Here is a 25,973-nt window from a genome sequence, read left to right as displayed (position 1 = left end):
CTCGTACCAGTCGGCGCTCGGGAAGACGCCGGTCACCGACGGCACGGCGGTGTCCTCGTCGGTCTGCACCTTCACCCGGCAGCGCAGGTTCTTGGTCATCGACAGCAGGTGGTAGACCACGTCGAAGCGCTTCTCGCGCTCCGGATAATCCGCGCCACAGGCGTCGATCAGGATCGAGAACTTCAGGTTGTCGGCGTCGCGCAGATAGGTCAGCGCCTGGACGATCCGGTCGGCCGTCGTCGTGAAGGTCAGCTCGCCGTACATCACCTCATAGCCGGTGAAGACGCCCTTGCCGGCGGCCTTGACGGTGGAGACGCCGAGCTTCTCCAGGATCGGCAGCGGTTGCGGCCAGCTCATCGCATGATGGTCCCGGTGCGGCGGATCTTCTTCTGGAGCTGCAGCACGCCGTAGACCAGGGCTTCGGCGGTGGGCGGGCAGCCGGGCACATAGACGTCCACCGGCACGATCCTGTCGCAGCCGCGCACCGTCGAATAGCTGAAGTAGTAGTAGCCGCCGCCGTTGGCGCAGGAGCCCATGGAGATCACGTAGCGCGGCTCGGGCATCTGGTCGTAGACCTTGCGCAGAGCCGGAGCCATTTTGTTCACCAGCGTGCCGGCGACGATCATTACATCGCTCTGGCGCGGGCTGCCCCGCGGCGCGAAGCCGTAGCGCTCCAGGTCGTAGCGCGGCATCGACGCCTGCATCATCTCGACCGCGCAGCAGGCCAGCCCGAACGTCATCCACATCAACGAGCCGGTGCGCGCCCAGGTGATCAGGTCGTCGACCCCGGCGGTGATGAAGCCCTTGTCGGCCAGTTGCTGGCTGACACCGTCGAAGAACGGGTCGTGAGCCTTGGGGTTGTAGCCTTCGACCGTCGTGCGGCCGGCCTCGCCTGCGGGAACGATCACTCCCATTCCAGGGCCCCCTTCTTCCACTCGTAGATGAAGCCCACGGTGAGCACGCCCAGGAAGCTCATCATCGACCAGAAGGCGAACTGGCCCACCTCCGGCTGCAGTTTCATCAGCGAAACCGCCCAGGGGAACAGGAAGGCCACTTCCAGGTCGAAGATGATGAACAGGATGGAGACCAGGTAGAAGCGAACGTCGAACTTCATCCGCGCGTCGTCGAAGGCGTTGAACCCGCACTCGTAGCTGGAGAGCTTTTCCGGGTCCGGCGCCTTGGGCGCGAGCGCGCCGGCGAACAGGATGAAGACGATGCCCAGCGCCGCCGCGATGCCTAGGAAGATCACGATGGGCAGGTACTGGAGCAGGAACGCGTTCATGGGAGTCTTTGACGGAGTCTCTCGGGGAGTCGCGGGCCCTTCTAGACCACACCTCCGGCGGTTTCAAACAGGGCCTTGTTGCAACGCGGAAAGCTCACGGACCAAGGGCCGAAAGCTCACAGGAAACGCGCCCCTGATACGCCTGCGACCGCATCTTCCGTTGACACGATTCCACCTCGGACCTATCAGACGCGCCTCGCGTTTCACGCGTGCCGAAGTATGCGGATGTAGCTCAGTTGGTTAGAGCGCCGGCCTGTCACGCCGGAGGTCGCGGGTTCAAGTCCCGTCATTCGCGCCACTTCCCTGAAAACTAACGCTTTCCGACAACCCAAGCCTTTCAAACTCAGCGATCAGCGGACGAAGTTGCGCGGCGTAGCGCCGCCAGCGGGCGACGGAGCTGGCGTAGATCGGCCGCCGCACCTGGCTGGCGCTGGCGGTGGTGACCGCGCCCGCGCGTTCGTGGAATTGCAGGACGGCCGGATCGAAGGCCAGCCCGACGTTCTCGATGAGGCCGCGGATCTGATGTTGCGGGTCGCCGACCAGCGTTTCGTAACCGACGTCGGCGACAGCGCCCGGCAGCACCGCGCGCCAGTGATCCATCAGGCCGCGGTAACGGCCGTACTCGGCGGCGATGTCGGCCAGGTCGTAGAGGGTCTCGTTGCCGCTGGCGAAGAGCTGGCGGTAGCAGGCGAAGGCGGTGTCGATCGGGTCGCGGATGGCGTGCACGATACTCGCGCGCGGGAACATCAGGCGGATGAGCCCCACGTGAAGGTAATTCTCCAGGGTTTTGTCGACGAAGCGCGACGCGCCGTCCCAGCCCCGGTTGCGCATGGCCGCGAGATAGCGGGCGGCGAGGTCCTTCAAGGCCGCGGCCGTGTCCGGATAGCCGTGGGCCGCCAGACGCGGCAGGACCCCGGTCTCGCCAAGGCCCTGCACCTGGGGATGGCTGGCCAGGATCTGCTCGATCAGGGTCGAGCCCGAGCGGGGAAAGCCGACGATGAAGATCGGCGCGGCCGAGCGGCTCCCCTGCCCCGCCTGCGCGGCGATCCGTTGCGGCGTGATCTGCCCCCTGACATAGGCGGCGGCGGCGGCGTTGGCCCGTGCAACGGCGTCCGCGGGCAGAGTCGCCCGCTTGGCGCGGTTGCCGGCGGCGTAGGCGGCGAAGGCCTCGGAGACCGCGCCGCGCCGGTCGAGCACGTCGCCGAGCGCAAACCACAGACCGATCCGCATCTCGCCGTCGAGGTCGGCGTCGTCGGATGCGGCTTGCATCGCGGCCAGATCGTCGTCGCCGATGGCGGCGGGGTCGATCAGGGCGATCCGGGTCAGCGCCGCCCAGCGCTGCGCGGGATCGCGGGCCAGTTCGCGGTGTTGGGCGATGGCGTCGTCGGCGCGGCCCAGGGCGGTCAGGGCGGCGGCGAGCCCTGCCCGGCTCTCGGGCGCCCCGGGCTGCAGGTCCACGGCCCGTCCATAGGCGGCCGCGGCCTGCGGCCAGTCGCCCAGACGCTGGCAGACCGCGCCCAGATTGTGTTGGGCGGCCGCCAGACCCGGCTCCAGCGCCACCACGGATTCCAGCCGCTTGCGGGCGCGCTCGTGGCGACCTTGGCGGATGTCGATGACGGCCAGGGAATAGGCCGCGCGCACGTCGCCCGGCGCCTCGCGCGCCAGCCGGCGATAGACCTGGGCGGCGGCGTCGAGCCGGTCGGCACGGACGTGGGCCGCGGCCTCGTCCAGCGCGCGCAAAAAAGCGGCCGGATCCGCGGGGCCCGGCGACGCCTCGCGCCGCCCGCGCCGCAAACCCGGCCGTGGGGAGGAGGTCATCGGGCGGGCTCGCGGCTCATGCGGTCATGCTAGTGCCCGCGCCGTGGGCCCGCCAGTGCGGGCGGCGCGCGTCCGGGAAGGACGCGCGCCGCCTACGCCCTACTGGAAGCGGTACCTGACTTCGACGCCATAGGTCCGCGGCGCGATCAGGCCGAGGTTTTCGATGATCGCCTCTGGCGAGGGGGCCGTCGTAGCGGTGCCCGGAATGGCGCCTTGCGCCCGCAGCAACGAACCCGTCTGGCGGTCGTAGCCCTGCCGATCGAAGGCATTGTCCACGTAGGCGATCAGGTCGTAGCGGCCCTTGGCGTCCTTGAACGTCGCCCGGAAGTTGGCGATGTCGTAGGACGGCGCCTTCGAGTACGGCCGGTTGAACAGCGACCCGTAGGTCTCGTCCTTCCAGATGTAGCTCCCCGAAAGGATCAGCTTCCCGGGCTCGAAATTGAAGGTGTAGAGCGCGTTCGCCGAGAACTTGTTGGGCGGCGCCTCGGGCAGTTTCTGGCCTTTCAGGTTCTGAGTCGCCGGCGTGGTGACTGTGCCGGTCGCGCTGATGACCGCGGCCTGGCAACCCGTGGTGTTGGCGCCCGGCTGCGTGGCGGCCGGGTCTGTCGTGTCTTCGATGCAGCCCCCGGCATTGTTGAGTTCCGCATTCAGGTGCGAATACTGAGCGCTCAGGATGAAGTTGTCGGTCGGCCGCCAAGTCCCTTCCAGTTCCACACCCGAGATATGCACGGACGGAAGGTTGAACAGCGCGGCCGAGATGAGGCCCTGGGCGTTCTGCACGCTCAGCGGAATCTGGTCGTTCTTGTAGTCGTAGTAGAACGCCGCCCCATTCACCGTCACCTGGTTGTTGATGGTCTTCTTGAAGCCGACCTCGAAGGCGTCGACCGTTTCCTTGTTGGTCTCGGGGTTGGGCGCGATGGTGAAGGTGGTGAAGCCGCCCGCCTTATAGCCTCGGTCGTACTTGGCGTAGACCAGGGTGTCGCGGTCGGGCGTCCAGTCGATGTTCACGCCGCCGGTGACCGCGCTCCAGGTGGCGTCCAGGCTTCGCTGGGCGTAGCCCGTGGCCGCGTTGATGGTCGTGGGTCCGGCGCCCGGGAAGGCCGTGTTCAGCGACGCGGCCGTGGCGATCGAAGTCACGTCGATCGCCTGGGTGTTCGCCCCAAACGCCGGCGAGTTCAGCCCGGGGATCGCGTCGAACTCCTCGAAGCGCCACTGTTGCGAACCGCGCTTGTGGTCCTTGCTGTAGCGAAGCCCGGCGGTCGCCTTCCACTCGTCGTTGAACTTGTAGGTCATCTGACCGAAGGCGGCGTAGGAGTCGTAAGTCAGGTTGGTCCGCGAGTTCGAAATCGCCGGGATGTTGTTGGCCGGCGTGGGCGCGAGACCGACCGTCACCGGATGCAGCAATTGCGTCTGGTTCGGCTCGACCCCGGCCGACACGGGCTGGAAGTACTTCTCGTGATACCAATAGAGGCCGCCGACGTACTGCAGCGGCCCGCTGTCGGTCGACGTCACGTCGAACTCGTTCGAATAGAATTCGTCGTGTTCCTCGAAGTTCGTGAGCGTCGGGCCCGGGTTGATGGCCAGTGGCGCGGTGCAGCCAGAGGCGGGCAGGCCCAACGCTGGCGAAACCGCCAGGCACGTCGCGCCGGCCGTCGCCGGACCGGCGAGGGAGAAGCTCGACAGGCCCGCGTCGGCGCCGCTGACGAAGTTCAGCACATAACCGAACTTCTGGTAGCCGCCGAGGTAGGTCAGGTCGACGCCCGGCGCGTGATAGGTCCAGTTCGTCGCCAGGGCGAGGTCGGCCTTTTCCTTGTTGGTGGAGTCGCCCGACTGGATGAAGTGCCGCGGATCGGCGGTCGAGGGATTGTTGCCCGGGAAGTTCGAGGCGAAGACGCCAGGCGTCCTGGGCGTCACGCTCACCACCGCCGGCGCGCCGGGCGCCGTGCACCCCGGGTTCGCGGCGGCGACGCCGGCCAGACCGCAAAGGCCGAAGAAGCTCGACGGCGAGAAGCCGCCGTTGGCGATCAGGCTGATGGGGATGTTCCCGCTCACCGCGGTGTCGTGATAGTTCGTGTAGTAGAGGCCGCTGGAGGCGATGCCCCAGACGTCGAGATGATCGAAGTTGGCGTCGATCTGGGCCTCGACATATTGGCTCTTGCCGCTGTTGCCCTGGGCGATGTCGCCCCCGACCTTCTGGCCCCCCGCCAGGTTGGTGAAGTAGCCCCCTCTCTGGTCAGTGTAGTTGCCGCCCAGGCTGAAGCGCACGTTGTCGCTGATCGGACCTGAGACCCGGGCCTCGCCGAACCATCTGTCGAAGTTGGCGTAGCCGGCGCGGGCCTCGGCGGTGAACTCCTTGTTCGGCTTCTTGGACACGTAGTTGATCGTACCGCCGTCGGAGTTGGCGCCGTGCAGGGTGTTCTGCGGCCCGCGGTCGATTTCGATGGTGTCGATGAACAGGTCGGAGTGCTGCAGGATCGTGTTGGCGTTCGCCCCGTCGTAGATGCCGTTGTAGTAGACGGCCACGGCGGACGCGACGGCCAGGTTGTCGGTATTGCGGCCCACGCCGCGCAGGTAAGGCCGGTTGTCGATCGAGCTGTAGGACAGGCCCGGCGTGAAGTCGGTCAGGTCCTGGATGCTGTTGATGCCCACCAGCGAGCGCTGCTCGGCGCTGAAGGCGCTGATGGCGACGGGCACGTCCTGCAGGCGTTCCGAGCGCTTTTCAGCGGTCACGATCAGTTCCGAGATCGTGCTCGCGGCGTCGGCCGTCGCGGCGCCGCCGGCGGGCGCAGCCGCGCCTGCGGCCTGGGCCTGGAATGCAGACAGACTCAAGGCGACGGCCACGGCCGTGCCGCCATAGAGATAGCTACGCTTAGTCATTCCCCTATCCTCCCTTTGCGTTCCGGCTCAGCTCTCAGGCCAAGTCCTGATGGAACAGTAGGCAATGGCGCCTAAAGGGAGGGTACAGTGAAGATGGCGGTTGGCAAGAACAGTGTGTCCCGCCGGAAACCTTTCTTGCGTGAGGCGTATCGCGGAGGAAACACCCGAGGGGGACGCGGCGCCGGACGGGTTGCAAATCGGTCACAGTGGAACGCCGGTCTTTCAAAACTGACCATTGATCACCTGGCCAGCGTGAAGGCCGGCGGCGGCGGATTCGCTCGTTCCTCTAGGTCGCCGGCCTCTAGATCGCCGGCCTCTAGATCACGGGCTCGGGCTGCCGGGTGAGCACGAAGTCCTCCGGGTTGGGTGCGAGCGTGGCGCGCCAGTAGTCGATGAGGCCGAACGGCCAGTTCTGGCTCACCCGGCCAAACTCGTTCTTGTACCAGCTGGTGACATTGGCCGAACCCCAGGCCCAGCCCTTGTTGGCCTCGTCGACCCGGATGTTGAAGGCGTCGTGGACGCCCTGCTTGACCTCCATAGCCCGCGCGCCGGTCTCGGCCAGCAGCCGCACCGCACCCACGATGTAGCGGACCGAGCACTCGGAGAAGAAGATGATCGAGCCGTTCACGACGATGTTCGTGTTTGGGCCATAGATCATGAAGAAGTTTGGGAAGCCCGGCGTGGTCATGCCGAGATAGGCCCGCGCATCGCCGGCCCAGACGTCGTGCAACTCGCGGCCGCCGCGCCCGGTGACCTTGAGGCCCGAGAGGAACTTCGAAGCGGTGAAGCCCGTGCCATAGATCAGCACGTCGACCTCATGCTCCACGCCATCGGCGGTGACGACGCCCTTGGGCGTGATCTTCGTGATCGCCTGCGTGACCAGGTCCACGTTGGGCCGCTTCAGCGCGCCGAGCCACACCCCGTTGTCCAGCACCGCGCGCTTGCCGCCCAGGGGATAGGTCGGGACCACGTTGGGCAGCAGGTCCGGGCGGTCCTCGACCTGGGCGGCGAGCGCCGCGGCGGCCATCTCGCGCAGGCCGAGGTTCGCCTCGCCCACCGCGGTCGGCGGCCCGTTCCAGCCCGGATCGGCCTTGACCATCGGCAGGAAGCCCTCGGTCGTCGTCCAGAACAGCCAGAAGCGGTACCACTTGTCGTAGTACGGCACGCGGTCGAGCAGCCACTTCATGCCCTCCGGCACGTCCTCGTGGTAGTGCGGCACCGGCAGACCCCAGGGCGGGCTGCGCTGGAAGACCGTCAGGTGCGCGGCCTTCGGCGCGATCTCCGGCACGAACTGATAGGCCGAAGCGCCGGTGCCGATCACAGCGATCCGCTTGCCGGTCAGGTCGACGTCGTGGCGCCATTGCGCGGAGTGGAAGGCCGGGCCCTCGAAGGTCCCGACGCCCTCGATGGCCGGGATGCGCGGCTTGTTGAGCTGGCCGACGGCGGTGACCACGGCATTGGCCTCGACCGTTTCCGCCGAGCCGTCCTTGCGCCGCAGATCGACGCGCCAGACGGACTTCGCCTCGTCCCAGGTCAGGCTCTCGACGCGGGTTTCGAAGCGCACGTGCGTCTTGAGGTCATATTTGGCCGCGATGCCCTGGAAGTATTTCAACAGCTCCGGCTGCGGCGAGAAGTGCTGCGGCCAGCCGTGGTTCGGCTCGAAGCTGTAGCTGTACATGTGGTTGGCGTTGTCCACCCGGCAGCCCGGATAGGTGTTGACCAGCCAGGTGCCGCCCACGTCGGCGTTGGCCTCGACGATCTCGAAGGGCACGCCGGCCTGGCTGAGGCGGATGCCGGCCAGGAGGCCCGACATGCCGGCGCCGATCACCAGCACCTTCAGCTTGCGGGCCGCATCCTTGAGCTTCGGCTGTTCGAACTGCGGGTCCTTGCTGGACTTGCCCGAGATCGCCAGTTCGTCGGTCAGGAAGTCGGCGTACTCCTCCGGCACCGGCATGCCGCCGACGAAGTCCATCATCCGGCGGAGCGTGCGGTGGTCCGGCGCCGGCGCCGCGATCTCGCCGTCGGCGAGATAGGCCTGGATCACGGCCTTGGCCTTGGCGCGGATCTCGGCCTGCACCTCGTCCGACAATCCCGTCTCGCCACGCGACAGCGGCACATAGAGCGGCGTCCACTCGGGCCTGACCCAGTTCGCATCGCCGGTGATGTGGACCATCGCGGCGAGCAGCGCCGGCAGGTGGGCGCTCTCCAGGGCGCGGTCGAGTTCAGCGTCTTCGGCCATGGTCGCTTCCCGCTATATTATCGTTGTTCAGCACCATGACTCCGGCCGCGGGCGGCTGTCATCTTAAGAAAGCCGCTCAAGCCTGCCGGGCGCGGATCGCGGCCAGGGTCTCTGGCGGCAGGCCCATGCCGGAGGCCGCGAGGTTCTGGCTCAGGTGCGCCAGGCGCGTCGCGCCGACGACCGCGCTGGCGACATTGGGATTGGCCAGGACATAGGCGAGCGCCGCCTGGGCGCCGGTCATGTCGGGGAGATGGTTCAGGAACTCGAAGCGCGCGCCTTCGCGCACCTCGCGCCGGTGCCGCAGCAGGCCTCGCGCGGCGTACCAAACGTCGCGCGGCGCCCTGAGCTTCCAGAGACGCACGCCGATATGACCCATGGCGAGCGGCATGCCGGCCAACACGCCCTTACCCGCGGTCGCCGCGCTGGCGATCAGCGGTTCGCGGTCGCGGCGCAGGATGTTGTAGTCGACCATCACCACGTCGATGTCGGGCAGGCCGATGGCGTGGCCGATCACCTGCGGGTCGAAGCTGTTGACGCCAATTGCGCGGATCACGCCCCTCGCCTTCAGGTCCGCCAGCGCCGCGCGCAGTTCGTGGGTGAGTTCGTGGGTCGCCGGGCCGTGCAGTTGCAGCAGCGGCAGGGTCTCGAGGCCGAGGTTCAGCAGACTGCGCTCAGCGCTGGCGACGATGGCGGCGGGTGAGAAATCGCGGCGGACCCCACGGCCCGCCGCGAAGGTCCCGGCCTTGCTGGCGACGACCAGGCCCGCGAGGTCCCGGCCCTTCAGCGCCCGGCCCAGACGCGCCTCGGCATGACCGCGGGAATAGCTGGAGCCGGTGTCGAACAGCGTCACCCCGCCGTCCAGCGCTGCGTGGACCAGCCGGACCGCGGACGCCTCGGAAAACTGGGCCATGCCCCACCAGCTCGCCGCGCCGAAGCCGATCTCGGAAACGGTAAAAGCCGTGCTGCCCAGCCGGCGGTAGCGCATCGCCGTTACGGCATCTCGCCGGCGTCGGCGGCGACGAAGTCGGGCTCGGCCGGCTCACCCAGAAGCAATTTTCCGAAGAACAGCCGCACCATCACGAAGATGACGCCGGCGGCGCCCACCAGGACGGCGTGCATCAGCCAGAACTGCACCGCCGGCATCTTCTCGAGCTTGCCCCCGAGCACGCCGACCAGCGTGTTCCCGGCCCACAGGTGCAGATAGTAGAGGCCGACGATGAACCCGGCCATCGTCCTGGGCGCGGCCCGGGTGTAGAGCGCCAAGCCCACCGGCAGGACGTTGGAAAAGCCGATGTCGTTCAGCAGGTGGAAACCCAGGAGCCAGCCGAAGGCCACCTTGTGGCCGGTGGCCGCCGAGATCGCGGCGCCGGCGACCAGGCAGAGCACGCCGAGCGCGCCAAAGCCGCAGCCGATGGCGATCTTGCCCATCTCGTCGGGCTCCTTGAACCGCCTGGCCCACAGCCGCCAGAACGCCACCACGGCGAGCAGCATGGCGACCGAGACGATGGAATCCACCGAGACCAGCCAGGTGGTCAGAACCGGCACGCCGAAAAGATGCAGGTCGACGTTGGCGTCCGCCCACAGCAGGTAGGCGTTGAAGATCTGGTTGTTGCCGACGATCGAGAGCGCCAGGACCGGCAGCAGCAGGATCAGCAGGATCACGACCTGCCACTCGCGGGCCGTCATGGGCGTCGCCGCGGCCTTGGCGACCTTGCGGACTTCCGCGCCGCGGGCGGCGTCGGGCGGCAGATGCCGTCGGCCGACCAGATAGACGACGAGCGAGATCAGCATGCCGACCCCGGCCGCGCCGAAGCCGTAGTGCCAGGCAACCTTTTCGCCGAGCGTGCCGGTCACCAGGGGTCCGAAGATCACCCCGCCATTGATGCCCAGATAGAAGATCTGGAAGGCGTCGGCGCGGCGGTTGTCGGTCTCGCCGTACAGCGCGCCCACCTGGGTCGCAAGATTGCCCTTCAGGCACCCAGCGCCCAGCATCAGGCAGATCAGCGCCAAGAGGAACGACATGTCGAAGGCCATCAGGAAGTGCCCTGTCGCCATCAGGCAGGCGCCGAGGATCACCGTCTTGGTGCGGCCCAGAACATAGTCGGCCAGCAAGCCGCCCAGGATGGGGGTCAGGTAGACGGTGCTCGAGTAGAAGCCATAGATCGCCGAGGCCAGGGCGACGACCGTCATCACCTTGCCGCCGCCATAGGTGGCGGTGAGCAGGGCGCGGGCGGCGTCCATGCCGGCGACATGCTCCACATGACCGGGCAGCAGCAGCTGCTTGGTCATGTAGAGGACCAGGAGCGTGGTCATTCCATAGTAGGAGAAACGTTCCCAGGCTTCGGTGAACGAGATGAACGCCAGACCCTTGGGATGCCCCAAGAAGGAACGGTCATCGGTTATCGCCGTAACAGCCGACATGGAATCTCCCTCAGGCGAGCCCGGGAGTTAGGCACGAAAGTTCAGGTCGATGGAAGCCGGCGCGTGATCAGCGCAGCGCCTTCATCTCGCGGTCGAGGATGGCGACAACCTGCGCCCAGGCGGCCGTCGTCGGGATGACCGGGTCGAAGTGGGCGGCGTCGGGGATGACCACGACGTCGGCTTTGTCGCCCGCCTTGCGGAGACGCAGCGCATAGTCGCGGCCGGTGTAGGGCGGCATCACCGGATCGAACGCGCCGTGCACCATGACCACCTTGGCCCCTGTGGGCAGCAGTTCGACCGGGGACGTGTCGGCATAAGGCTGCGCCCGGTGCGGCAGGTCCAGCAGGCGCGAAATCGTGTCGTCGCCGCAGGGCATGGCCCAGACACCCGCCTGCCCCTTCAGATCGCCGATCCCGGCCAGGCTGAGCACCGCCCCAATCTTCAATGGGTCCGCGGTGCGCAGCGGACTGGCGGCAGGCAGCTTCGCGCGGCTGGCCGCCCAGAGCGCCAGATGGCCGCCCGCCGAATGGCCGACCGCGATCACCCGCTTCAGATCCAGCCCGTACTTCGGCGCCTGGGCGCGCAAGGCGTCGACGCCCACGGCCACGTCCTGGAAGGTGCCGGGATAGCCCGCGCCGGGCTCGCCCAGCTTGCGGTACTCGAGGTTCCAGACCGCGTAGCCGCGGCCGGCCAGATCGGCGGCGAGCGTGCTGGTTTGCGCGAAGCCCTCGTACTGCTTCAGGAAACAGCCGCCGTGCAGCAGGATGACGACCGGATGCGGCCCCTTTGTCTTGGGCAGGAACAGCTCCGCCACCTGCGACGGCGCCGGCCCATAGTGAACCGCCGCGTCCGGCGCGCGCCGTGTCTGCTGCATGTACTGGTCCAGCGACGCAGGCTCAGCGACCGCCATCGAAGCTCCCAGCGCCAGCGCAAGTCCCGCGATCCATTTGATCACCCGACACTCCAGTTCCCCATATGACGGAAGGCTTTCGGTCCCCAAGACTTTCAGGAAGGGGCCGATCTGGCTAGAACCCTGCGCGCAAGGGCGGCTAGCTCAGTTGGTTAGAGCATCTCGTTTACACCGAGAGGGTCGGGGGTTCGAATCCCTCGCCGCCCACCATTTTCAACGATAAGCCCTATTGCCCCAGCTGCGGCGCATCGCAAGCCGTCGCAGGCCTCGCAGCGCAGGCGCCGCGCTGCGCCAGTTGGGTGGATTTCGGCGCACGGTTCAGCTTGGTCAGGGCCTCGCCAGCTTCCTTGCGGGTCGCCGGGTCCGCCTGCGGGTTGCTCGCCGCCCGGGTGAACCACAGGCTGGCCAGGGCGAGCTCGGAGGCCGGCGCGCCGGGCCGTTCATAGAGCCGGCCCATCCAAAGCTGGGCGCCGGGGTGACCCTGGGCGGCGGCGGCGCGCAGCCAGTTGGCGGTTTCCTCAAGCTTGGAGGGGTCGGCGGCGGCGGCCGGTTTGGCCCGCGACAGATCGACGTCGAAACTGATCGAATAGGGCTCCACATGCAGATGCGGCCCTTCGGCCCCATGCGCGGCTTCGGCGAAGATCACCTTCAGCGGGGTCTTCGAGACCCGCAGCTTCTTGGCCGCCTTCTCGGGCGAGAGCCCGTCGACCACCAGGTCGTAGGCGCCAGGGGCTTCGGGCTTGCCAAGACTGTGCGCGGACTTGGCCCCCTGCGGGACGGTCAGGGCGCCGAGCGCGCGAAGTTCGTTTTCGCGCTTGGCCGTGCGGAAACCGCCGGTCTCGCGCCACTTCTGGGGCCCGAAGACGCTGTCCATCAGGGCGGAAAAGCGCGCGTGCGGGGTGAGGCCGCTCAGCCCCAGATCATATCGCGCCGACAGAGTGGCGAGCTTGAACTGCGCGTCGGCGTCGCCCTGTTCGGCCGCCGCGCCGTAGAGCTCGGCGGCGCGCTGGGGATTGAAGGGTGCGCCGCGCCCGGCCACGTACAGGTCCGCCAGGCTCACCTGCGCGCTGCTGAAGCCGTGGCCGGCGGCCTTCTCGTACCAGGCAGCCGCACGCTCGGGGTCGCGGCGCACGCCCAGGCCCTGATCGTAGATCCGGCCGACGTCGTACTGCGCGCCCGGCAGGCCCTGATCGGCGGCCTTTTCGCTCCAGAGCAGCGCCTGCGCGTCATCCCGCGGACCGCCCTCGCCACGCAGGTACATGCGGCCGAGGTTGAATTGGGCCCTGGCGTCGCCGGCCTGCGCCGCCTCGGCGAACAGCCCCCGCGCCTTGGAGAGGTCATGCTGGGCCGCCGCCGCGACGGCGTCCTCATAGGTCCCGGCCCACGCCGCAAGCGGCGCGAACAGGACCATGCCTGCGAATGCGATCGATTTGAGCAAGCGAGCAGACCCTACCGCGACCAGACCATATGGAGATTAAACGTTGGAATGGGACGCTTGGCTGCAATTGGGGCGCCAGAGCCTCTCCCCTCAGGCGTTGAGCGCGCTCTTCAACGCGTCGCCCACGCGGAAGCGGCAGGTCTGGGAGGCCTTGCGCTTCACCGTTTCCCCGGTGCGCGGATTGCGCGCGGCGCCCGCCGGCCGCTTCACGGGAATGAAACTGCCGAAACCCACGACCCGGACTTCCTTCCCGTCCTTGAGCGAGGTGGAGACCGAAGAGATGAAGGCGTCCAGCGCATCCTTGGCCTGCGCCTTGTTCAAGCCCGTCTTGTCGGCCATGGCCGCGACGAGTTCCGCCTTCGTCATGAGTATCTCTCCCACCAGGTATTCTTCTGCGGACGAAAAGCCCCCACGCCCGCCGCCCTTTGGCGAATTAAGGCCCGCCGAAGCGTAGCCGTCAAACGCGAGCGGCGCGGGATGTGCTCCCGCGCCGCCCTGTAACACAAGAAGTGATCAGCCTTTGATCAGGTGATCGCCGATCAGTGCGTCAGCACCGCCTCGGCCCCGTCGTCGTCGGGCACCGAGACCGGCGGCGCGTCGGCCTCCGACCACTCGATGGCCACCGGCTGGCGGGTCAGCGCGTGGCTGAGCACCTCGTCCATCGTGGAGACCGGAATGATCTTCATCCCCTCCTTCACGCTGGCCGGCACCTCGGCCAGGTCCTTTTCGTTTTCGGCCGGGATCAGCACCGTCTTCACGCCCGAGCGCAGCGCCGCCAGCAGCTTCTCCTTCAGGCCACCGATGGCGGTGACCCGGCCCCGCAGAGTGACCTCGCCGGTCATGGCGATGTCCTTCTTGATCGGGATGCCGGTCAGCACCGAGACGATGGCGGTCGCCATGGCCGCGCCGGCGGACGGACCGTCCTTGGGCGTGGCGCCGTCGGGCACGTGGATATGGACGTCGGTCCGCTCGAAGCTCGGCGGCTCCAGGCCGAACTTGGTGGCCCGGCTGCGGACATAGCTGTTCGCCGCCGAGATCGACTCCTTCATCACGTCCTTCAGGTTGCCGGTGACCGTCATGCGACCCTTGCCCGGCATCTTGACCGCCTCGATGGTCAGGATGTCGCCGCCGAAGTCGGTGTAGGCGAGACCGGTGATGATCCCGACCTGATCCTCGGCGTCCATCTCGCCGTATTTGTACTTCCGCACGCCGGCGTACTTGGCCAGACGCTCGTCATCGATGGTGATCGACAGGACGTTTTCACGGCTGAGGTCGCGCACGGTCTTCCGCGCCAGATTGCCCAGTTCCCGCTCCAGCGAGCGCACGCCGCTCTCGCGGGTGTAGTAGCGGATCAGGTCGCGGATCGACGCGTCGGGAACGATGAATTCCTCGGGCTTCAGGCCGTGATCCTTGGTCAGCTTGGCCAGGATGTGCCGCTTGGCGATCTCCAGCTTCTCGTCCTCGGTGTAGCCGGGGATGCGGATGATCTCCATGCGGTCCAGCAGGGGCTGGGGCATGTTGAGGCTGTTGGCCGTGGTGACGAACATCACCGGCGACAGGTCGTAGTCGACCTCCAGATAGTGGTCGGCGAAGGTCGAGTTCTGCGCCGGGTCCAGCACCTCGAGCAGGGCCGAGGACGGGTCGCCCCGCCAGTCGGAACCCATCTTGTCGATCTCGTCCAACAGGAAGAAGGCGTTGGTCGACTTGGCCTTCTTCATCGACTGGATGATCTTGCCGGGCATGGAGCCGATGTAGGTCCGCCGGTGGCCGCGGATCTCGGCCTCGTCGCGCACGCCGCCCAGGGAGACGCGCACGAACTCGCGTCCCGTCGCCTTGGCGATCGAGCGGCCGAGCGAGGTCTTGCCGACGCCGGGCGGACCGACGAGGCAGAGGATCGGGCCCTTCAGCGAACCCACGCGGCTTTGCACCGCCAGGTACTCCAGGATCCGTTCCTTGACCTTCTCCAGCCCGTAGTGGTCGCCCTCGAGGATGTCCTCGGCCTTCTGCAGGTCGATGGGCTTGATCTTCGCCTTGCCCCACGGGATCGACAGCAGCCAGTCGAGGTAGTTCCGCACGACGGTGGATTCCGCCGACATCGGGCTCATGTTGCGCAGCTTCTTCAGCTCCGCATCGGCCTTGGTGCGGGCTTCCTTGGAGAGCTTGGTCTTCTTGATGCGCTTTTCGAGTTCGAGCAGCTCGTCGCGCTGATCGTCCTGTTCTCCCAGCTCGCGCTGGATCGCCTTCATCTGCTCGTTCAGATAATATTCGCGCTGGGTCTTCTCCATCTGCCGCTTCACGCGGTTGCGGATCTTCTTCTCGGTCTGCATGACCGAGATCTCGCCCTCCATCAGGGCGTAGACCTTCTCCAGGCGCTTCACGACGTTGAAGACTTCGAGCAGTTGCTGCTTTTCCGCGATCTTGACGGACAGGTGGCTGGCGATGCGGTCGGCGAGTTCGCCGGGATTGTCGATCTGCGGGATGGCGGCGAGCGCCTCCGGCGGCACCTTCTTGTTCAGCTTCACATAGTTTTCGAACTGCTCGACGACCGCGCGGCTCAGCGCCTCGGCCTCGGCCGAGCCCGCGCCGTCTTCCGCCACATAGGCGATCTCGGCCTCATAGTATTCGCTCTGGCCGGTGAAGCGGGAGACGCCGGCGCGCGCGCGGCCCTCGACCAGCACCTTGACGGTGCCGTCGGGCAGCTTGAGCAGCTGCAGGACGGTGGCCACGACGCCGACATCGTAGATGCCGTCGGGCGCCGGATCGTCGTCGTCCTTGTCTTTCTGGGTGGCGAGCAGAATCTGCTTGCCTTCATTCTTCATCGCCTCTTCCAGGGCGCGCACCGACTTCTCGCGGCCCACGAAGAGCGGCACCGGCTGGTGCGGGAAGACGACGATGTCCCGCAACGGCAGGATCGGCAGAATCTTAATCTCGGACATGATGCCTTCAACTCCTGACCGGCCGCGTTGGTCTCGCAGCCCGGCCTCTCGGATCGCGGTCACTCAGACGATGCGTCTGAGTCTTACGATCCGTCCGTCCCCGAAGGCGACGGCTTTCGGTGATTTATGTGGACCGTTTGGCCCGCGGTTCAAGCGGTGCAACAGCCTTGCGCGACACTGGGTCCCATCGCGGTTCACAAGCTAGCTTGAGCGGTGAATGCGAGGTCGTGCGTGCAAAACCATGCCCCGACCCTTGGAGCCTAGGTGGGAAGAGGCGCCCAAATTCTCAAGATGGCGACAGAAGGAGCGCTTCCTCGACGAAATCCATGCGGTCCTGGCCGAAGAACATTTCCTCGCCCACGAAGAAGGTCGGCGCGCCGAACACCCCGCGCGCCACAGCAGCCTCGGTGGTGGCCTTGAGCCGTTCCTTGACGTCCTCGCGCTCCACAAGGGCCTTGAAGTCGTCCGGCTCCAGGCCGGCGCGGCGGATCATCGGCGTGAGTTCCGCCGGCTCGGCGAGGTTCTTGGGCTCCCGCCACATGGCGTCGAAGACCATGTCGCAATAGGTCATGAAGCGGGTGTCGTCGATCAGGCCAGTGGCGGCCCGCATCAGGTGCATGGTGTTGATCGGGAAGTGCGGGTTGAAATTGAACTCCGTCCCGTGGCGCTTGGCCCAGCGGCGGAAGTCGATGCCGGTCCACCGGCCCTTGGCGGGAATCGTCGCCGGCGAGGCGTTGCCCGTCGCCTTGAACACGCCGCCCAGCAACATGGGGACATAGTCGATCCGCGCGCCCGTCCGGGCGGTCAGCGCGGGGAGCCGTTTGTAGGCGAGGTAACTCGCCGGACTGCCGAAATCGAACAGGAACTCAACTGTCTTGGCCATGGTCACCAAGTCTCCATCCAGGGGCGGAGGTCCAGCTCGTGGGTCCAGGCGTCGCGCGGCTGGACGTGCAGCGCCCAATAGGCGTCTGCGATGTGTTCGGGATTGAGGATCCCGCCCTCGTCCTTCAGCGCGTAGCGGGCGGGAAAGTTCTCGGCGATCCAGGCGGTGTCGATGGCCCCGTCGATGATGGTGTGCGCCACGTGGACGCCCTTGGGGCCCAGCTCGCGGGCCATGCTCTGCGCGACGGCGCGCAGGCCGTGCTTGGCGGCGGCGAAGGCGGCGAAGCCTTCGCGGCCCCGGACGCTGGCGGTGGCGCCCGTGAAGATCACGGTGCCCCGGCCGCGCGGCGTCATGACCTTCGCCGCCTCGCGCCCGGCCAGGAAGCCGGAAAAGCAGGCCATCTCCCAGACCTTCTGGAAGACGCGGCTCGTGGTTTCGACAATGGGAAAGCGGACGTTCGCGCCGATATTGAAGACGCAGACCTCGACCGGCGCGATCTGCGCTTCAACCTTCTCGAAGAGGGCGATCATCTGGTCTTCCTGCCGCGCGTCGACGCCGAACGGATGGGCCTCGCCGCCGGCGTCGCGGATCGCCGCGGTCAGGGACTCCAGCTGATCGGCATGGCGGCGAACGATGACAGCCGCATAACCCTCGCGGGCAAATCGTCGGGCGATGGCGCCGCCCAGGGCGTCTCCGGCGCCGATGACGATGATGGCCCTATCTGCCAATGAATTCGTCCCCCATGACGGCATTAGATGCGTCGGAATCCGTCATGGCAACCGGCAGGAGAATTTTTCTCCTATAGGGTGAATTATTCGGGAGACGCGCGGCAGTTGAGTTCGAAGGTCACGCCGTTGAACTCGGTGACGAAGAACTGGCGGATGCCGCCATTGGGGGCCTCGCTGGCCTGGTACGGCACGCCCGCCGCCTCCAACCGGCGCCTGGCGTCGTCATAGTCGTCGATGGTGAAGGCGAAGTGGTCGAGGGAGGAGCCCTTGCTGGCCGCCCCGGCCCGGCTGACCTCGACCAGATGCACCACGTCCTTGCCGCCCGCGTAGAGCCAGGCTCCGCCGAAGCTGAAGTCCGGCCGCCAGCCCACCGTCAGACCCAGCACCTCAGTGAAGAAGGCCTGGGTGCGGGCGAGTTCGGTGGTGCGGATGTTGACGTGATCCAGGCCGGTGATCGCCATGACGGGCTCCCATTGCAGCGCCGGAGTATCGCGCACGAAAAAGCCCCGCAGTCACCTGCGGGGCCTGATCGTTTCGGTCGATGGCCTTAGGCCGCGCCGCCCTTGTCGCGGCGTTCGGCGTAGATGATCAGCGGCTGAGCGCGGCCTTCGACCACCTCGGCGTTGACCACCACTTCTTCCACACCGTCGTAGGTGGGAAGTTCGTACATGGTGTCGAGCAGGATCGCCTCGAGGATCGAGCGCAGGCCTCGCGCGCCGGTCTTGCGGGTGATCGCCTTGCGGGCCACCGCGTTGAGCGCGTCGTCGGTGAAGGTGAGGCCCACGTTCTCCATGTCGAAGAGGCGGACGTACTGCTTCACGAAGGCGTTCTTCGGCTCGGTGAGGATCTTCACCAGGGCCTTTTCGTCGAGGTCGTCCAGGGTCGCGATGACCGGCAGGCGGCCGACGAACTCCGGGATCAGGCCGAAGCGCAGCAGGTCGTCCGGCTCCACCTGGCGGAACACTTCGCCGGTGCGGCGCTCGTCCGGATCGGAGACCTTGGCGCCGAAACCGATCGAGGCGCCCTTGCCGCGCGCGGAGATGATCTTCTCCAGGCCCGCGAAGGCCCCGCCGCAGATGAACAGGATGTTGGTGGTGTCGACCTGCAGGAATTCCTGTTGCGGATGCTTGCGCCCGCCCTGCGGCGGCACGGAGGCGACGGTGCCCTCCATGATCTTCAGCAGCGCCTGCTGCACGCCCTCGCCCGACACGTCCCGCGTGATCGAGGGGTTGTCGGACTTGCGGCTGATCTTATCGACCTCGTCGATGTAGACGATGCCGCGCTGCGCGCGCTCGACATTGTAGTCGGCGGCCTGCAGCAATTTCAGGATGATATTCTCGACATCCTCACCCACATAGCCCGCTTCGGTGAGCGTCGTGGCGTCGGCGACGGTGAACGGAACGTCGATGATTCGCGCCAGAGTCTGCGCCAGCAGCGTCTTGCCGGTGCCCGTCGGGCCGATCAGCAGGATGTTCGCCTTGCCCAGTTCGACGTCGTTATTCTTCGTCGCGTGGTTCAACCGCTTGTAGTGGTTGTGCACGGCAACCGAGAGCACCTTCTTGGCGTGATCCTGGCCGATCACGTAATCGTCGAGGACTTCGCGGATTTCCTTGGGAGTCGGGACGCCGTCCTTCGACTTCACAAAGGAGATCTTATGTTCTTCGCGGATGATATCCATGCACAGCTCGACGCATTCATCGCAGATGAACACGGTCGGGCCCGCGATTAGCTTGCGGACCTCATGCTGGCTCTTGCCGCAGAAAGAGCAATACAGGGTGCTCTTGGAGTCTCCGCTTGCGGCCTTTGTCATAGTCGGTTCTCACTCTGTAGGCGATCCGAACGGACCTTACGGCCTGAATCGCCCCGCGGACGTCGCCGCCCTATCAATGCAATCTACGCGCCGCGGGTTGTCTAAGTCTTGACATTCCTCGATCCGAGCCAGGATCACAAGCCTTGCGGCCCGGTCGCGACAATTGGCGGCGGATCGCCTGAACGGCGGGCGCCCCGCAATCCTAGATGGGAAACGGGCCGAAATGGGACAAGACCCGCCGCAGATCGAGGCCGGCCCGGCCCCCGCGACCGCCGAGACCGAGGACAGGCCGGTCGTGGCCTTCGATTTCGACGGCACACTGACGATCCGCGACAGCTATACCGCCTTCCTGAAATGGCGGGCGGGAAGCCAACGCTACCGGGCAGGCATGATCCGGCTGATCCCGGCGGCGCTGGCCTACCTGGTGCACCGCGACCGCGGGCGCATCAAGGCCGCCGCGACCCGGGAATATCTGCGCGGCGTCCCGCGCGAGACGCTCGAGGCCGACGCGCGCCGCTTCGCCGAGCAATTTTCGCGCAGTCTGCTGCGGCCCGACGCGATGGCGGCGTGGAAGCGCTGGCGCGGCGAGCACGTGCGCCTGGTCATCGTCACCGCCTCGCCCGACCTGGTCGTGGCGCCCTTCGCCCGGGGGCTCGGCGCCGACGCCCTGCTGGGCACGCGCCTGGCGTTCGACGCGCAGGGCCGGGTGACCGGCGGCTTCGAGGGCCGCAACTGCCGCGGACCCGAGAAGGTTTTGCGCCTGAAGGCCGCGTTCGGCGAGGATTTCGAACTGAAGGCCGCCTACGGCGACACCGGCGGCGACCGGGAGATGCTGGCGGCCGCCGAACTGCCCGGCTACCGCGTGTTCACCGCCATGCCTTGAGGGGGACGCCATGAGGCACGCCCGCGACGAAGACCTCGACCGGATCGAGGACCTGTTGGCGGAGGTCCGCACCCTGCCCGGCCTCAAGGAAAAGAAGCGGGGCTGTTTCTACTGGAAATCCCGCGGCTTCCTGCACTTCCATGAGGACCCGAAGGGCATGTTCGCCGACCTGGCCGGCCCCGACCGCATGGATGTGAGGATCGACGTCACCGAGCCTGCGGGCCAGGCCGCGCTGATGGCGGCGGCCCGGCGGCGCCTCGAAAGCTAGTCCTCGGTTTCGCGCTTTTCCCAGACGTGATCGACGATGCCCCAGGCCTTGGCCTCTTCGGCGGTCATGAAACTGTCGCGGTCGAGCACGCTCTCCACCGTCTCCACCGTCTGGCCGGTGTGCTTGGCGTAGAGCTCGTTCAGGCGCTGCTTGGTCTTGATGATGTCCTCGGCGTGCCGCTCGATGTCGCTGGCCTTGCCGGAGAAGCCGCCGGAGGGCTGGTGAACCATGATCCGCGCGTTGGGGAGCGCGATGCGCTGGCCCTTTTCGCCGGCCATCAGCAGGAACGAGCCCATCGAGGCCGCCATGCCAAGGCAGAGCGTGATCACCGGGCTCTTGATGTATTGCATGGTGTCGTAGATCGCGAGGCCAGAGGTCACCACGCCGCCCGGCGAGTTGATGTACATCTGGATCTCTTTCTTGGGGTTCTCCGCCTCCAGGTGAAGCAGCTGGGCGCAGATCAGCGACGCCATGCCGTCCTCCACGGGGCCGGCCAGGAACACGATGCGGTCCTTCAGCAGGCGGGAGAAGATGTCGTAGGCGCGCTCGCCACGGCTCGTCTGTTCGACGACCATCGGCACGAGGCCCAGCGCGGTGGTGACAGGGTCACGCATAGGGGAAGTCCTTCTTGGAATTTCAGGCGGGTCTGCCGATGACCCGCTCTTAAGTGAGGATATCGCGTGCCGGGGGGCAAGGCGCAAGGCGGCGTGAACGCACGGGGTCTTTCGGCTTGATCCTGACGGCGAGGCGGCCATGGTGGCGGAAGTTCGCGCCGGGGGAATTAATGCCGTTCAGGTTCATCGCTTTCGCCGGGGCCGCGGCCCTGTTGGCCCTGCCCGCCTTCGCCGCCTCGCCGCCGGCGCCCAGGGACGCCAAGGTGTGGGCCGCGGCGGAAGCCGCGAAGCCGGACCAACTCAAGCTGCTCGAGCAGGTGGTGAACATCGACTCGGGCACCGGCGACATCGAGGGCGGCCGCAAGATCGCCGCGATCTTGTCGGCGCGGCTGAAGGCGCTGGGCTTTTCCATCGAGAGCGTGAAGGCCGAGGCTGACGGACTGCCGGACAATACCGTCGCCACCCTCAGCGGGACCGGCAAGGGCCGCATCTTGCTGATCGGCCACATCGACACGGTGTTCGAGCCGGGGACCGTCGCCAAGCGACCGTTCCGGATGGACGCTGAAAAGGCCTATGGGCCGGGTGTCTCTGATGAGAAGGGCGGCGTGATCGAGGGCGTCTACGCCCTGCAGATCCTGCACGACCTGGGCTTCAAGGACTTCAAGCAGATCGTCTTCCTGATCGAGACGTCCGAGGAGCGCGGGTCGTCGGGCACGCACGCGCTGATCGGCAAGCTGCTGGCCGACGCGGACGTGGAGCTCAACCTCGAGCCGGGCGACACGCCGGACGTCTTGACCGTCTGGCGCAAGGGCGGCCGGACCTTCCACATCGACGTCCAGGGCCGCGCGGCCCACGCCGGGATCGCGCCGCAGGACGGCCGCAACGCGATCACCGAACTGATCCATCAGATCCAGGCCGATGACGTGTTTCCGAAGTCCGGCGACGGCTTGACCGCCAATGTCACCGTCATCGAAGGCGGCACACGCGGCAACATCATCCCGGACCACGCCTCGGCTCTGATCAATGTGCGCGTGCGCGACAAGGCCGACTACGCCCGCGTGCAGGCCGTGCTGGAGAAGAACGCCAAGGCCCCCATCGTGCCCGACACCAAGGTCACCGTTTCGGGCGAGCCCTCCTATGGGCCGTTGGCCAACAATCCGGGGACCGACGCCCTGGCCGCCAAGGCGGAGGCGATCTACGCCGGCATCGGCAAGACCGTGACGCGCGGCGGCAATGGCGGCTCCTCGGAATCGGCCATGGCCTTCGAGTCCGGCATTCCGGCGCTGGACGGCCTGGGCCCGGCGGCCGGCGGCTTCCATGCGCCCAGCGAATATCTGCTGCTCGGCACGGTGACGCCCCGCCTCTACCTGCTGACCGAGCTGATCAAGGACCTTGGGCGCCAACCGCCGCCACGGCTGAAATAGGGTCATGTACTCAGGCGACCTCGCCGGCGCACGCCACGCCTTCAAGGACCTGAAGACCCTGCTGGCCACGGCGACGCCGTTCCGCTCCGGCGACCAGCTGGCCGGCCTGGGCGCGGCGAGCGCCGAGCAACGCGTCGCCGCGCGCTACGTCCTCGCCGACCTGCCGCTGAAGACCTTCCTCAACGATCTGGTCGTGCCCTACGAGGCCGATGAGGTCACCCGGCTGATCGTCGACAGCCACGACGCGGCTGCCTTCGCGCCCATCGCGCATCTGACGGTCGGCGCCTTCCGCGAATGGCTGCTGTCCAACGCCACCGACACCGCCGCGCTGGCCGCCATCGCGCCCGGCGTCACGCCGGAGATGGCGGCGGCGGTCTGCAAGCTAATGCGCAATCAGGACCTGATCGCGGTGGCGCGGAAGACCACGGTGACCAGCGCCTTTCGCACGACGCTCGGCCTGCCCCGGCGGCTGGCAGTCCGGCTACAGCCCAATCACGCCACCGACGACCCGCGCGGCATCGCCGCCTCGATCCTCGACGGCCTGCTGATGGGCTGCGGCGACGCGGTGATCGGGATCAATCCGGCGACCGACAGCGTCGCGACCGCCCGGAGCCTGCTTGACCTGATCGACGACCTGCGCCAGCGCCTGGAGATTCCCACCCAGAGCTGCGTGCTGACCCACGTCACCAACACAATGGAGCTGATCGAGCTCGGGGCGCCGGTCGACCTGACCTTCCAGTCGGTCGCCGGGACGGAAGCCGCCAATCGCGGTTTTGGCGTCGACCTGGCCCTGCTGCGCGAGGCGCACGAGGCGACGCTGGCGCTCGGCCGCGGCGGGCTCGGCGACAACGTCATGTATTTCGAGACCGGCCAGGGCTCGGCGCTGTCGTCCGGCGCGCACCACGGGGTCGATCAGCAGACGCTGGAGGCGCGGGCCTACGCCGTGGCGCGGGCCTTCCGGCCCCTGCTGGTCAACAGCGTCGTGGGTTTCATTGGCCCGGAGTACCTCTACGACGGCAAGCAGATCACCCGCGCGGGCCTCGAGGACCATTTCTGCGGCAAGCTCATGGGCCTGCCGATGGGGGTGGACGTTTGCTACACCAATCACGCCGCCGCCGATCAGGACGACATGGACGACCTGCTGACGCTGCTGGGCGTGGCCGGCGTGAACTTCGTCATGGGCGTGCCCGGCGCCGACGACGTGATGTTGAACTACCAGAGCACCAGCTTCCACGACGCGCTCTATGTGCGCGAGGTCCTGGGCCTCAAGCCGGCCCCGGAGTTCGAGGCCTGGCTGGCCCGGATCGGGCTCCTGGACAGCGCCGGACGGGTCGCCCACGCCGGCCAGAGCCGCGACGCGCAGCGCCGCCTGCTGCAGCATCTGGCCGATGGCTGAGCTTCCCGCCAACGATCCGCTGGAGGTCCTGCGCCGGGCGACCTCGGCCCGGGTGGCGCTCGGACGCGCCGGCCAGGGTCTGCCGACCGCGCCGATGCTGGCGTTCCAGCTGGCCCACGCCAAGGCGCGAGACGCCGTCCACGCCGCCCTGGATGTCGAGGCGTTGCGCGCCAGCCTGGGCGCCGACCTTGTCGTCGTCGACAGCGCCGCGCCGGACCGCGCGGCCTATCTCAGCGATCCCGACCTCGGGCGGAAGCTGGCGGCGGGCGCGCCCGCCCTGCCCCACGGCGACCACGATCTGGCCATCGTCATCGGCGACGGCCTTTCCGCGACCGCCGTCCAGGCGCATGCGGCGGCCGTGGTCGTGGCCCTGAGACGCCGCCTGCCCGGCTGGAAGATCGCGCCCATCGTCGTCGCCCGCCAGGCCCGCGTGGCGATCGGCGATCCCATTGGGGAGGCGCTCGGCGCCCGAGCCGTCGTCGTGCTGATCGGTGAGCGCCCAGGCCTCAGCGCCGCCGACAGCCTGGGCGCCTACATCACCTGGGGCCCAAGACCCGGCCGCCACGACAGCGAGCGCAACTGCGTCTCCAACATCCGCGCGCCCGGCGGCCTCGCGCCCGAGCAGGCCGCCGACAAGATCGCCTGGCTGCTTACCGAGGCCCGCCGCATGGGCATGACCGGCGTGGCGCTGAAGGACCGGGAGACGCCGGCCGCCGAAAGGCTCTCGCCCCCGGAAATCTAGGCCGCGATTCGCTCCAACCATTCCTTCAGGATCGGCACCACCTGCTCGCCCGGCGCGAAGCCCCGCGTGACCACCCCATAGACGCCTTCGGCGTTGGGGCCGGCGACGAGGGTCGGAAATCCGGTGACGCCGGCGCGCTGCGAGATGGCGTAGTCGCGCCAGGTCTCCTGCTTGGCCTCGTCGCTGGACCAGGCCTCAAGAAAGCCGGCGCGATCGATCCCCAGTTCCTCGGCGAGGTCGCCCAGCACCGCTTCCGTCGTGACGTCGCGGCCCTCGGCGTAGAAGGCCTCCTGGGCGCGCTGCAAGAAGGCGGCGGCCATCTCCTCGCCGTCGCGCCGCGCCACCACGACGGCGCGGGCCGCCGGGTCGGTGTCGTAGACGAAGCCGGGCGCGGACATGCCCGTCCCGTCGAACGGCAGGCCGGTGGCCTCGTGCACATGCACCCAGTGGTTTGCGATCTCGAGCTTGGCCTCCTCGGTCATCGGCGTTTCCGTGCCGGGGCGCAGGCCGCCCATCACCACGCGGATCGGCAGCGCCCGTCCGAAGGTGCGGCGGATGTCGTCGACGACCGGCGAGAAGCCGTAGCACCAGGAACACATGGGATCGGAAAAGTAGATCAGGTGCGGCGTGGTCATGGCCAAGGAGCCTCCAGGCGCCAGCAGCATAGGCCCGAGACGCATGCACGGTCACCTGTCGGGTCTTCACCTTTTGGCGCGGACAGGCCACTTATCCGCCCATGGCGCACGACCACGACGATCACGACCATCATCATCACGACCACGGCCAACAGCCGCCGTCGGACATGGCGCTGCGGGTGAAAGCGCTGGAGTCGCTGATGGTCGAGAAGGGCCTGGTCGACCCAGCGGCGCTGGACGCCATTGTCGATCATTTCGAGCACAGGGTGGGGCCGCGCAACGGGGCGCGTGTGGTGGCCAGAGCCTGGCGCGATCCGGCCTACAAGGCGCGTTTGCTGGCCGACGGAACCTCGGCGATCGCCGAGCTGGGCTACCAAGGCGGCCAGGGCGATCACATGGTGGTCGTCGAGAACACGTCCACGGTCCACAACCTCGTCGTCTGCACCCTCTGCTCCTGCTACCCGTGGGAGGTGCTGGGCCTGCCGCCGGTTTGGTACAAATCGGCGCCCTATCGCTCGCGCGCGGTGATCGACCCCAAGGGTGTCTTGGCCGAGTTCGGCGTCAAGCTGCCGCCGGACACGGAGATCCGCATCTGGGATTCGACCGCCGAGACGCGCTTCCTGGTCGTGCCGATCCGCCCCGCCGGCACCGAAGGCTGGAGCGAGGAGG

At 67.5% G+C, this 25,973-nt stretch carries 24 protein-coding genes and 2 tRNA genes; 8 read left to right on the top strand and 18 right to left on the bottom strand.

Going from position 1 to position 25,973, the window contains the following annotated elements; genetic code table 11:
- The 3 genes from VKQ35_RS06600 to VKQ35_RS06590 form a co-directional block, all read right to left on the bottom strand.
- Positions 1-357: NADH-quinone oxidoreductase subunit C (locus VKQ35_RS06600; protein ID WP_324359781.1), on the bottom strand; the 357-nt coding region annotated here is incomplete at its 3' end.
- Positions 354-935, bottom strand: a complete 582-nt coding sequence (locus VKQ35_RS06595) for an NADH-quinone oxidoreductase subunit B family protein (RefSeq protein ID WP_324359779.1) — start codon at positions 933-935, stop codon at positions 354-356. The genes VKQ35_RS06595 and VKQ35_RS06600, both read right to left, overlap by 4 nt.
- Complete coding sequence (locus VKQ35_RS06590; RefSeq protein WP_324359776.1) at positions 905-1,282, bottom strand: NADH-quinone oxidoreductase subunit A; 378 nt, start codon at positions 1,280-1,282, stop codon at positions 905-907. Before VKQ35_RS06590 ends, VKQ35_RS06595 begins: the two co-directional genes overlap by 31 nt.
- Positions 1,283-1,503: 221 nt before the next feature.
- Between VKQ35_RS06590 and VKQ35_RS06585 the strand changes: the two genes are divergently transcribed.
- A tRNA-Asp gene (locus tag VKQ35_RS06585) sits at positions 1,504-1,580 on the top strand.
- Here VKQ35_RS06585 and VKQ35_RS06580 read toward each other — a convergent pair.
- From VKQ35_RS06580 to VKQ35_RS06555, 6 genes are all read right to left on the bottom strand, one after another.
- The gene (locus VKQ35_RS06580) at positions 1,559-3,022 is read right to left on the bottom strand and encodes a tetratricopeptide repeat-containing sulfotransferase family protein (RefSeq protein ID WP_324359774.1); all 1,464 of its coding nucleotides are present in this window, start codon (positions 3,020-3,022) and stop codon (positions 1,559-1,561) included. The genes VKQ35_RS06585 and VKQ35_RS06580 overlap by 22 nt on opposite strands.
- A 177-nt stretch (positions 3,023-3,199) precedes the next feature.
- A complete protein-coding gene (locus tag VKQ35_RS06575) occupies positions 3,200-5,977 on the bottom strand; it encodes a TonB-dependent receptor (RefSeq protein ID WP_324359772.1) in 2,778 nt (925 codons plus the stop codon).
- Between the two features lie 316 nt (positions 5,978-6,293).
- Positions 6,294-8,216, bottom strand: coding sequence for an NAD(P)/FAD-dependent oxidoreductase (locus tag VKQ35_RS06570; RefSeq protein WP_324359770.1), 1,923 nt, complete (start codon positions 8,214-8,216; stop codon positions 6,294-6,296).
- 76 nt (positions 8,217-8,292) lie between these two features.
- Entirely contained in the window at positions 8,293-9,201 is a 909-nt protein-coding gene (locus VKQ35_RS06565) for an aldo/keto reductase (RefSeq protein ID WP_324359768.1), read from the bottom strand.
- 5 nt (positions 9,202-9,206) lie between these two features.
- Positions 9,207-10,637: a peptide MFS transporter gene (locus VKQ35_RS06560; protein WP_324359766.1), complete on the bottom strand. Its 1,431-nt coding sequence runs from the start codon at positions 10,635-10,637 to the stop codon at positions 9,207-9,209.
- Positions 10,638-10,704: 67 nt separating this feature from the next.
- Entirely contained in the window at positions 10,705-11,592 is an 888-nt protein-coding gene (locus tag VKQ35_RS06555) for an alpha/beta hydrolase (RefSeq protein ID WP_324359764.1), read from the bottom strand.
- 88 nt (positions 11,593-11,680) lie between these two features.
- Between VKQ35_RS06555 and VKQ35_RS06550 the strand changes: the two genes are divergently transcribed.
- A tRNA-Val gene (locus tag VKQ35_RS06550) sits at positions 11,681-11,757 on the top strand.
- Positions 11,758-11,773: 16 nt separating this feature from the next.
- On the opposite strand, the gene VKQ35_RS06545 is transcribed toward VKQ35_RS06550, so the two are convergent.
- The 7 genes from VKQ35_RS06545 to clpX form a co-directional block, all read right to left on the bottom strand.
- Complete coding sequence (locus VKQ35_RS06545; RefSeq protein WP_324359762.1) at positions 11,774-12,985, bottom strand: tetratricopeptide repeat protein; 1,212 nt, start codon at positions 12,983-12,985, stop codon at positions 11,774-11,776.
- 90 nt (positions 12,986-13,075) lie between these two features.
- Positions 13,076-13,351 carry an HU family DNA-binding protein gene (locus VKQ35_RS06540; protein ID WP_324359760.1) on the bottom strand — a complete coding sequence of 92 codons (276 nt, stop codon included), beginning with the start codon at positions 13,349-13,351 and terminating at the stop codon, positions 13,076-13,078.
- A gap of 173 nt (positions 13,352-13,524) precedes the next feature.
- Positions 13,525-15,921, bottom strand: a complete 2,397-nt coding sequence (gene lon / locus VKQ35_RS06535) for an endopeptidase La (RefSeq protein WP_324359758.1) — start codon at positions 15,919-15,921, stop codon at positions 13,525-13,527.
- Between the two features lie 286 nt (positions 15,922-16,207).
- Positions 16,208-16,804 (bottom strand): 2-hydroxychromene-2-carboxylate isomerase, encoded by a 597-nt coding sequence (locus tag VKQ35_RS06530; protein WP_324359756.1) that lies wholly within the window; start codon positions 16,802-16,804, stop codon positions 16,208-16,210.
- 2 nt (positions 16,805-16,806) lie between these two features.
- Entirely contained in the window at positions 16,807-17,532 is a 726-nt protein-coding gene (locus tag VKQ35_RS06525; protein WP_324359755.1) for an SDR family oxidoreductase, read from the bottom strand.
- A gap of 83 nt (positions 17,533-17,615) precedes the next feature.
- Entirely contained in the window at positions 17,616-18,029 is a 414-nt protein-coding gene (locus tag VKQ35_RS06520) for a VOC family protein (RefSeq protein WP_324359752.1), read from the bottom strand.
- Positions 18,030-18,079: 50 nt separating this feature from the next.
- Positions 18,080-19,342, bottom strand: a complete 1,263-nt coding sequence (gene clpX, locus VKQ35_RS06515) for an ATP-dependent Clp protease ATP-binding subunit ClpX (protein WP_324359750.1) — start codon at positions 19,340-19,342, stop codon at positions 18,080-18,082.
- 223 nt (positions 19,343-19,565) lie between these two features.
- Here clpX and VKQ35_RS06510 point away from each other — a divergent pair, with 223 nt between their 5' ends.
- Together VKQ35_RS06510 and VKQ35_RS06505 are read left to right on the top strand one after the other, a co-directional pair.
- Complete coding sequence (locus VKQ35_RS06510; RefSeq protein WP_324359749.1) at positions 19,566-20,225, top strand: HAD-IB family hydrolase; 660 nt, start codon at positions 19,566-19,568, stop codon at positions 20,223-20,225.
- Between the two features lie 10 nt (positions 20,226-20,235).
- Positions 20,236-20,493 carry a hypothetical protein gene (locus tag VKQ35_RS06505; protein WP_324359747.1) on the top strand — a complete coding sequence of 86 codons (258 nt, stop codon included), beginning with the start codon at positions 20,236-20,238 and terminating at the stop codon, positions 20,491-20,493.
- Here VKQ35_RS06505 and VKQ35_RS06500 read toward each other — a convergent pair.
- Positions 20,490-21,107, bottom strand: a complete 618-nt coding sequence (locus VKQ35_RS06500) for an ATP-dependent Clp protease proteolytic subunit (RefSeq protein ID WP_324359745.1) — start codon at positions 21,105-21,107, stop codon at positions 20,490-20,492. The two genes, VKQ35_RS06505 and VKQ35_RS06500, sit on opposite strands and share 4 nt — an antisense overlap.
- A 170-nt stretch (positions 21,108-21,277) precedes the next feature.
- On the opposite strand from VKQ35_RS06500, the gene VKQ35_RS06495 reads away from it, so the two are divergent.
- From VKQ35_RS06495 to eutC, 3 genes are read left to right on the top strand one after another with little or no spacing between them, the layout of a single operon-like run.
- Positions 21,278-22,531, top strand: a complete 1,254-nt coding sequence (locus VKQ35_RS06495) for a glutamate carboxypeptidase (protein WP_324359743.1) — start codon at positions 21,278-21,280, stop codon at positions 22,529-22,531.
- A 4-nt stretch (positions 22,532-22,535) separates the two neighbouring features.
- Positions 22,536-23,927: an ethanolamine ammonia-lyase subunit EutB gene (locus VKQ35_RS06490; RefSeq protein WP_324359741.1), complete on the top strand. Its 1,392-nt coding sequence runs from the start codon at positions 22,536-22,538 to the stop codon at positions 23,925-23,927.
- Complete coding sequence (eutC, locus tag VKQ35_RS06485; protein WP_324359739.1) at positions 23,920-24,669, top strand: ethanolamine ammonia-lyase subunit EutC; 750 nt, start codon at positions 23,920-23,922, stop codon at positions 24,667-24,669. Before VKQ35_RS06490 ends, eutC begins: the two co-directional genes overlap by 8 nt.
- Here eutC and VKQ35_RS06480 read toward each other — a convergent pair.
- Positions 24,666-25,349 carry a DsbA family protein gene (locus VKQ35_RS06480; protein WP_324359736.1) on the bottom strand — a complete coding sequence of 228 codons (684 nt, stop codon included), beginning with the start codon at positions 25,347-25,349 and terminating at the stop codon, positions 24,666-24,668. The genes eutC and VKQ35_RS06480 overlap by 4 nt on opposite strands.
- Before the next feature lie 56 nt (positions 25,350-25,405).
- Between VKQ35_RS06480 and nthA the strand changes: the two genes are divergently transcribed.
- Positions 25,406-25,973, top strand: a 568-nt coding sequence (gene nthA, locus VKQ35_RS06475) for a nitrile hydratase subunit alpha (RefSeq protein WP_324359734.1), incomplete at its 3' end; no start/stop codon positions are given.

This window comes from Phenylobacterium sp., from assembly GCF_035309685.1.
In the GTDB taxonomy this organism is placed as follows: Bacteria; Pseudomonadota; Alphaproteobacteria; order Caulobacterales; family Caulobacteraceae; genus Phenylobacterium.
Note: the sequence above shows the minus strand (reverse complement) of the source record. Positions and strands in the feature narration are given on the sequence as shown.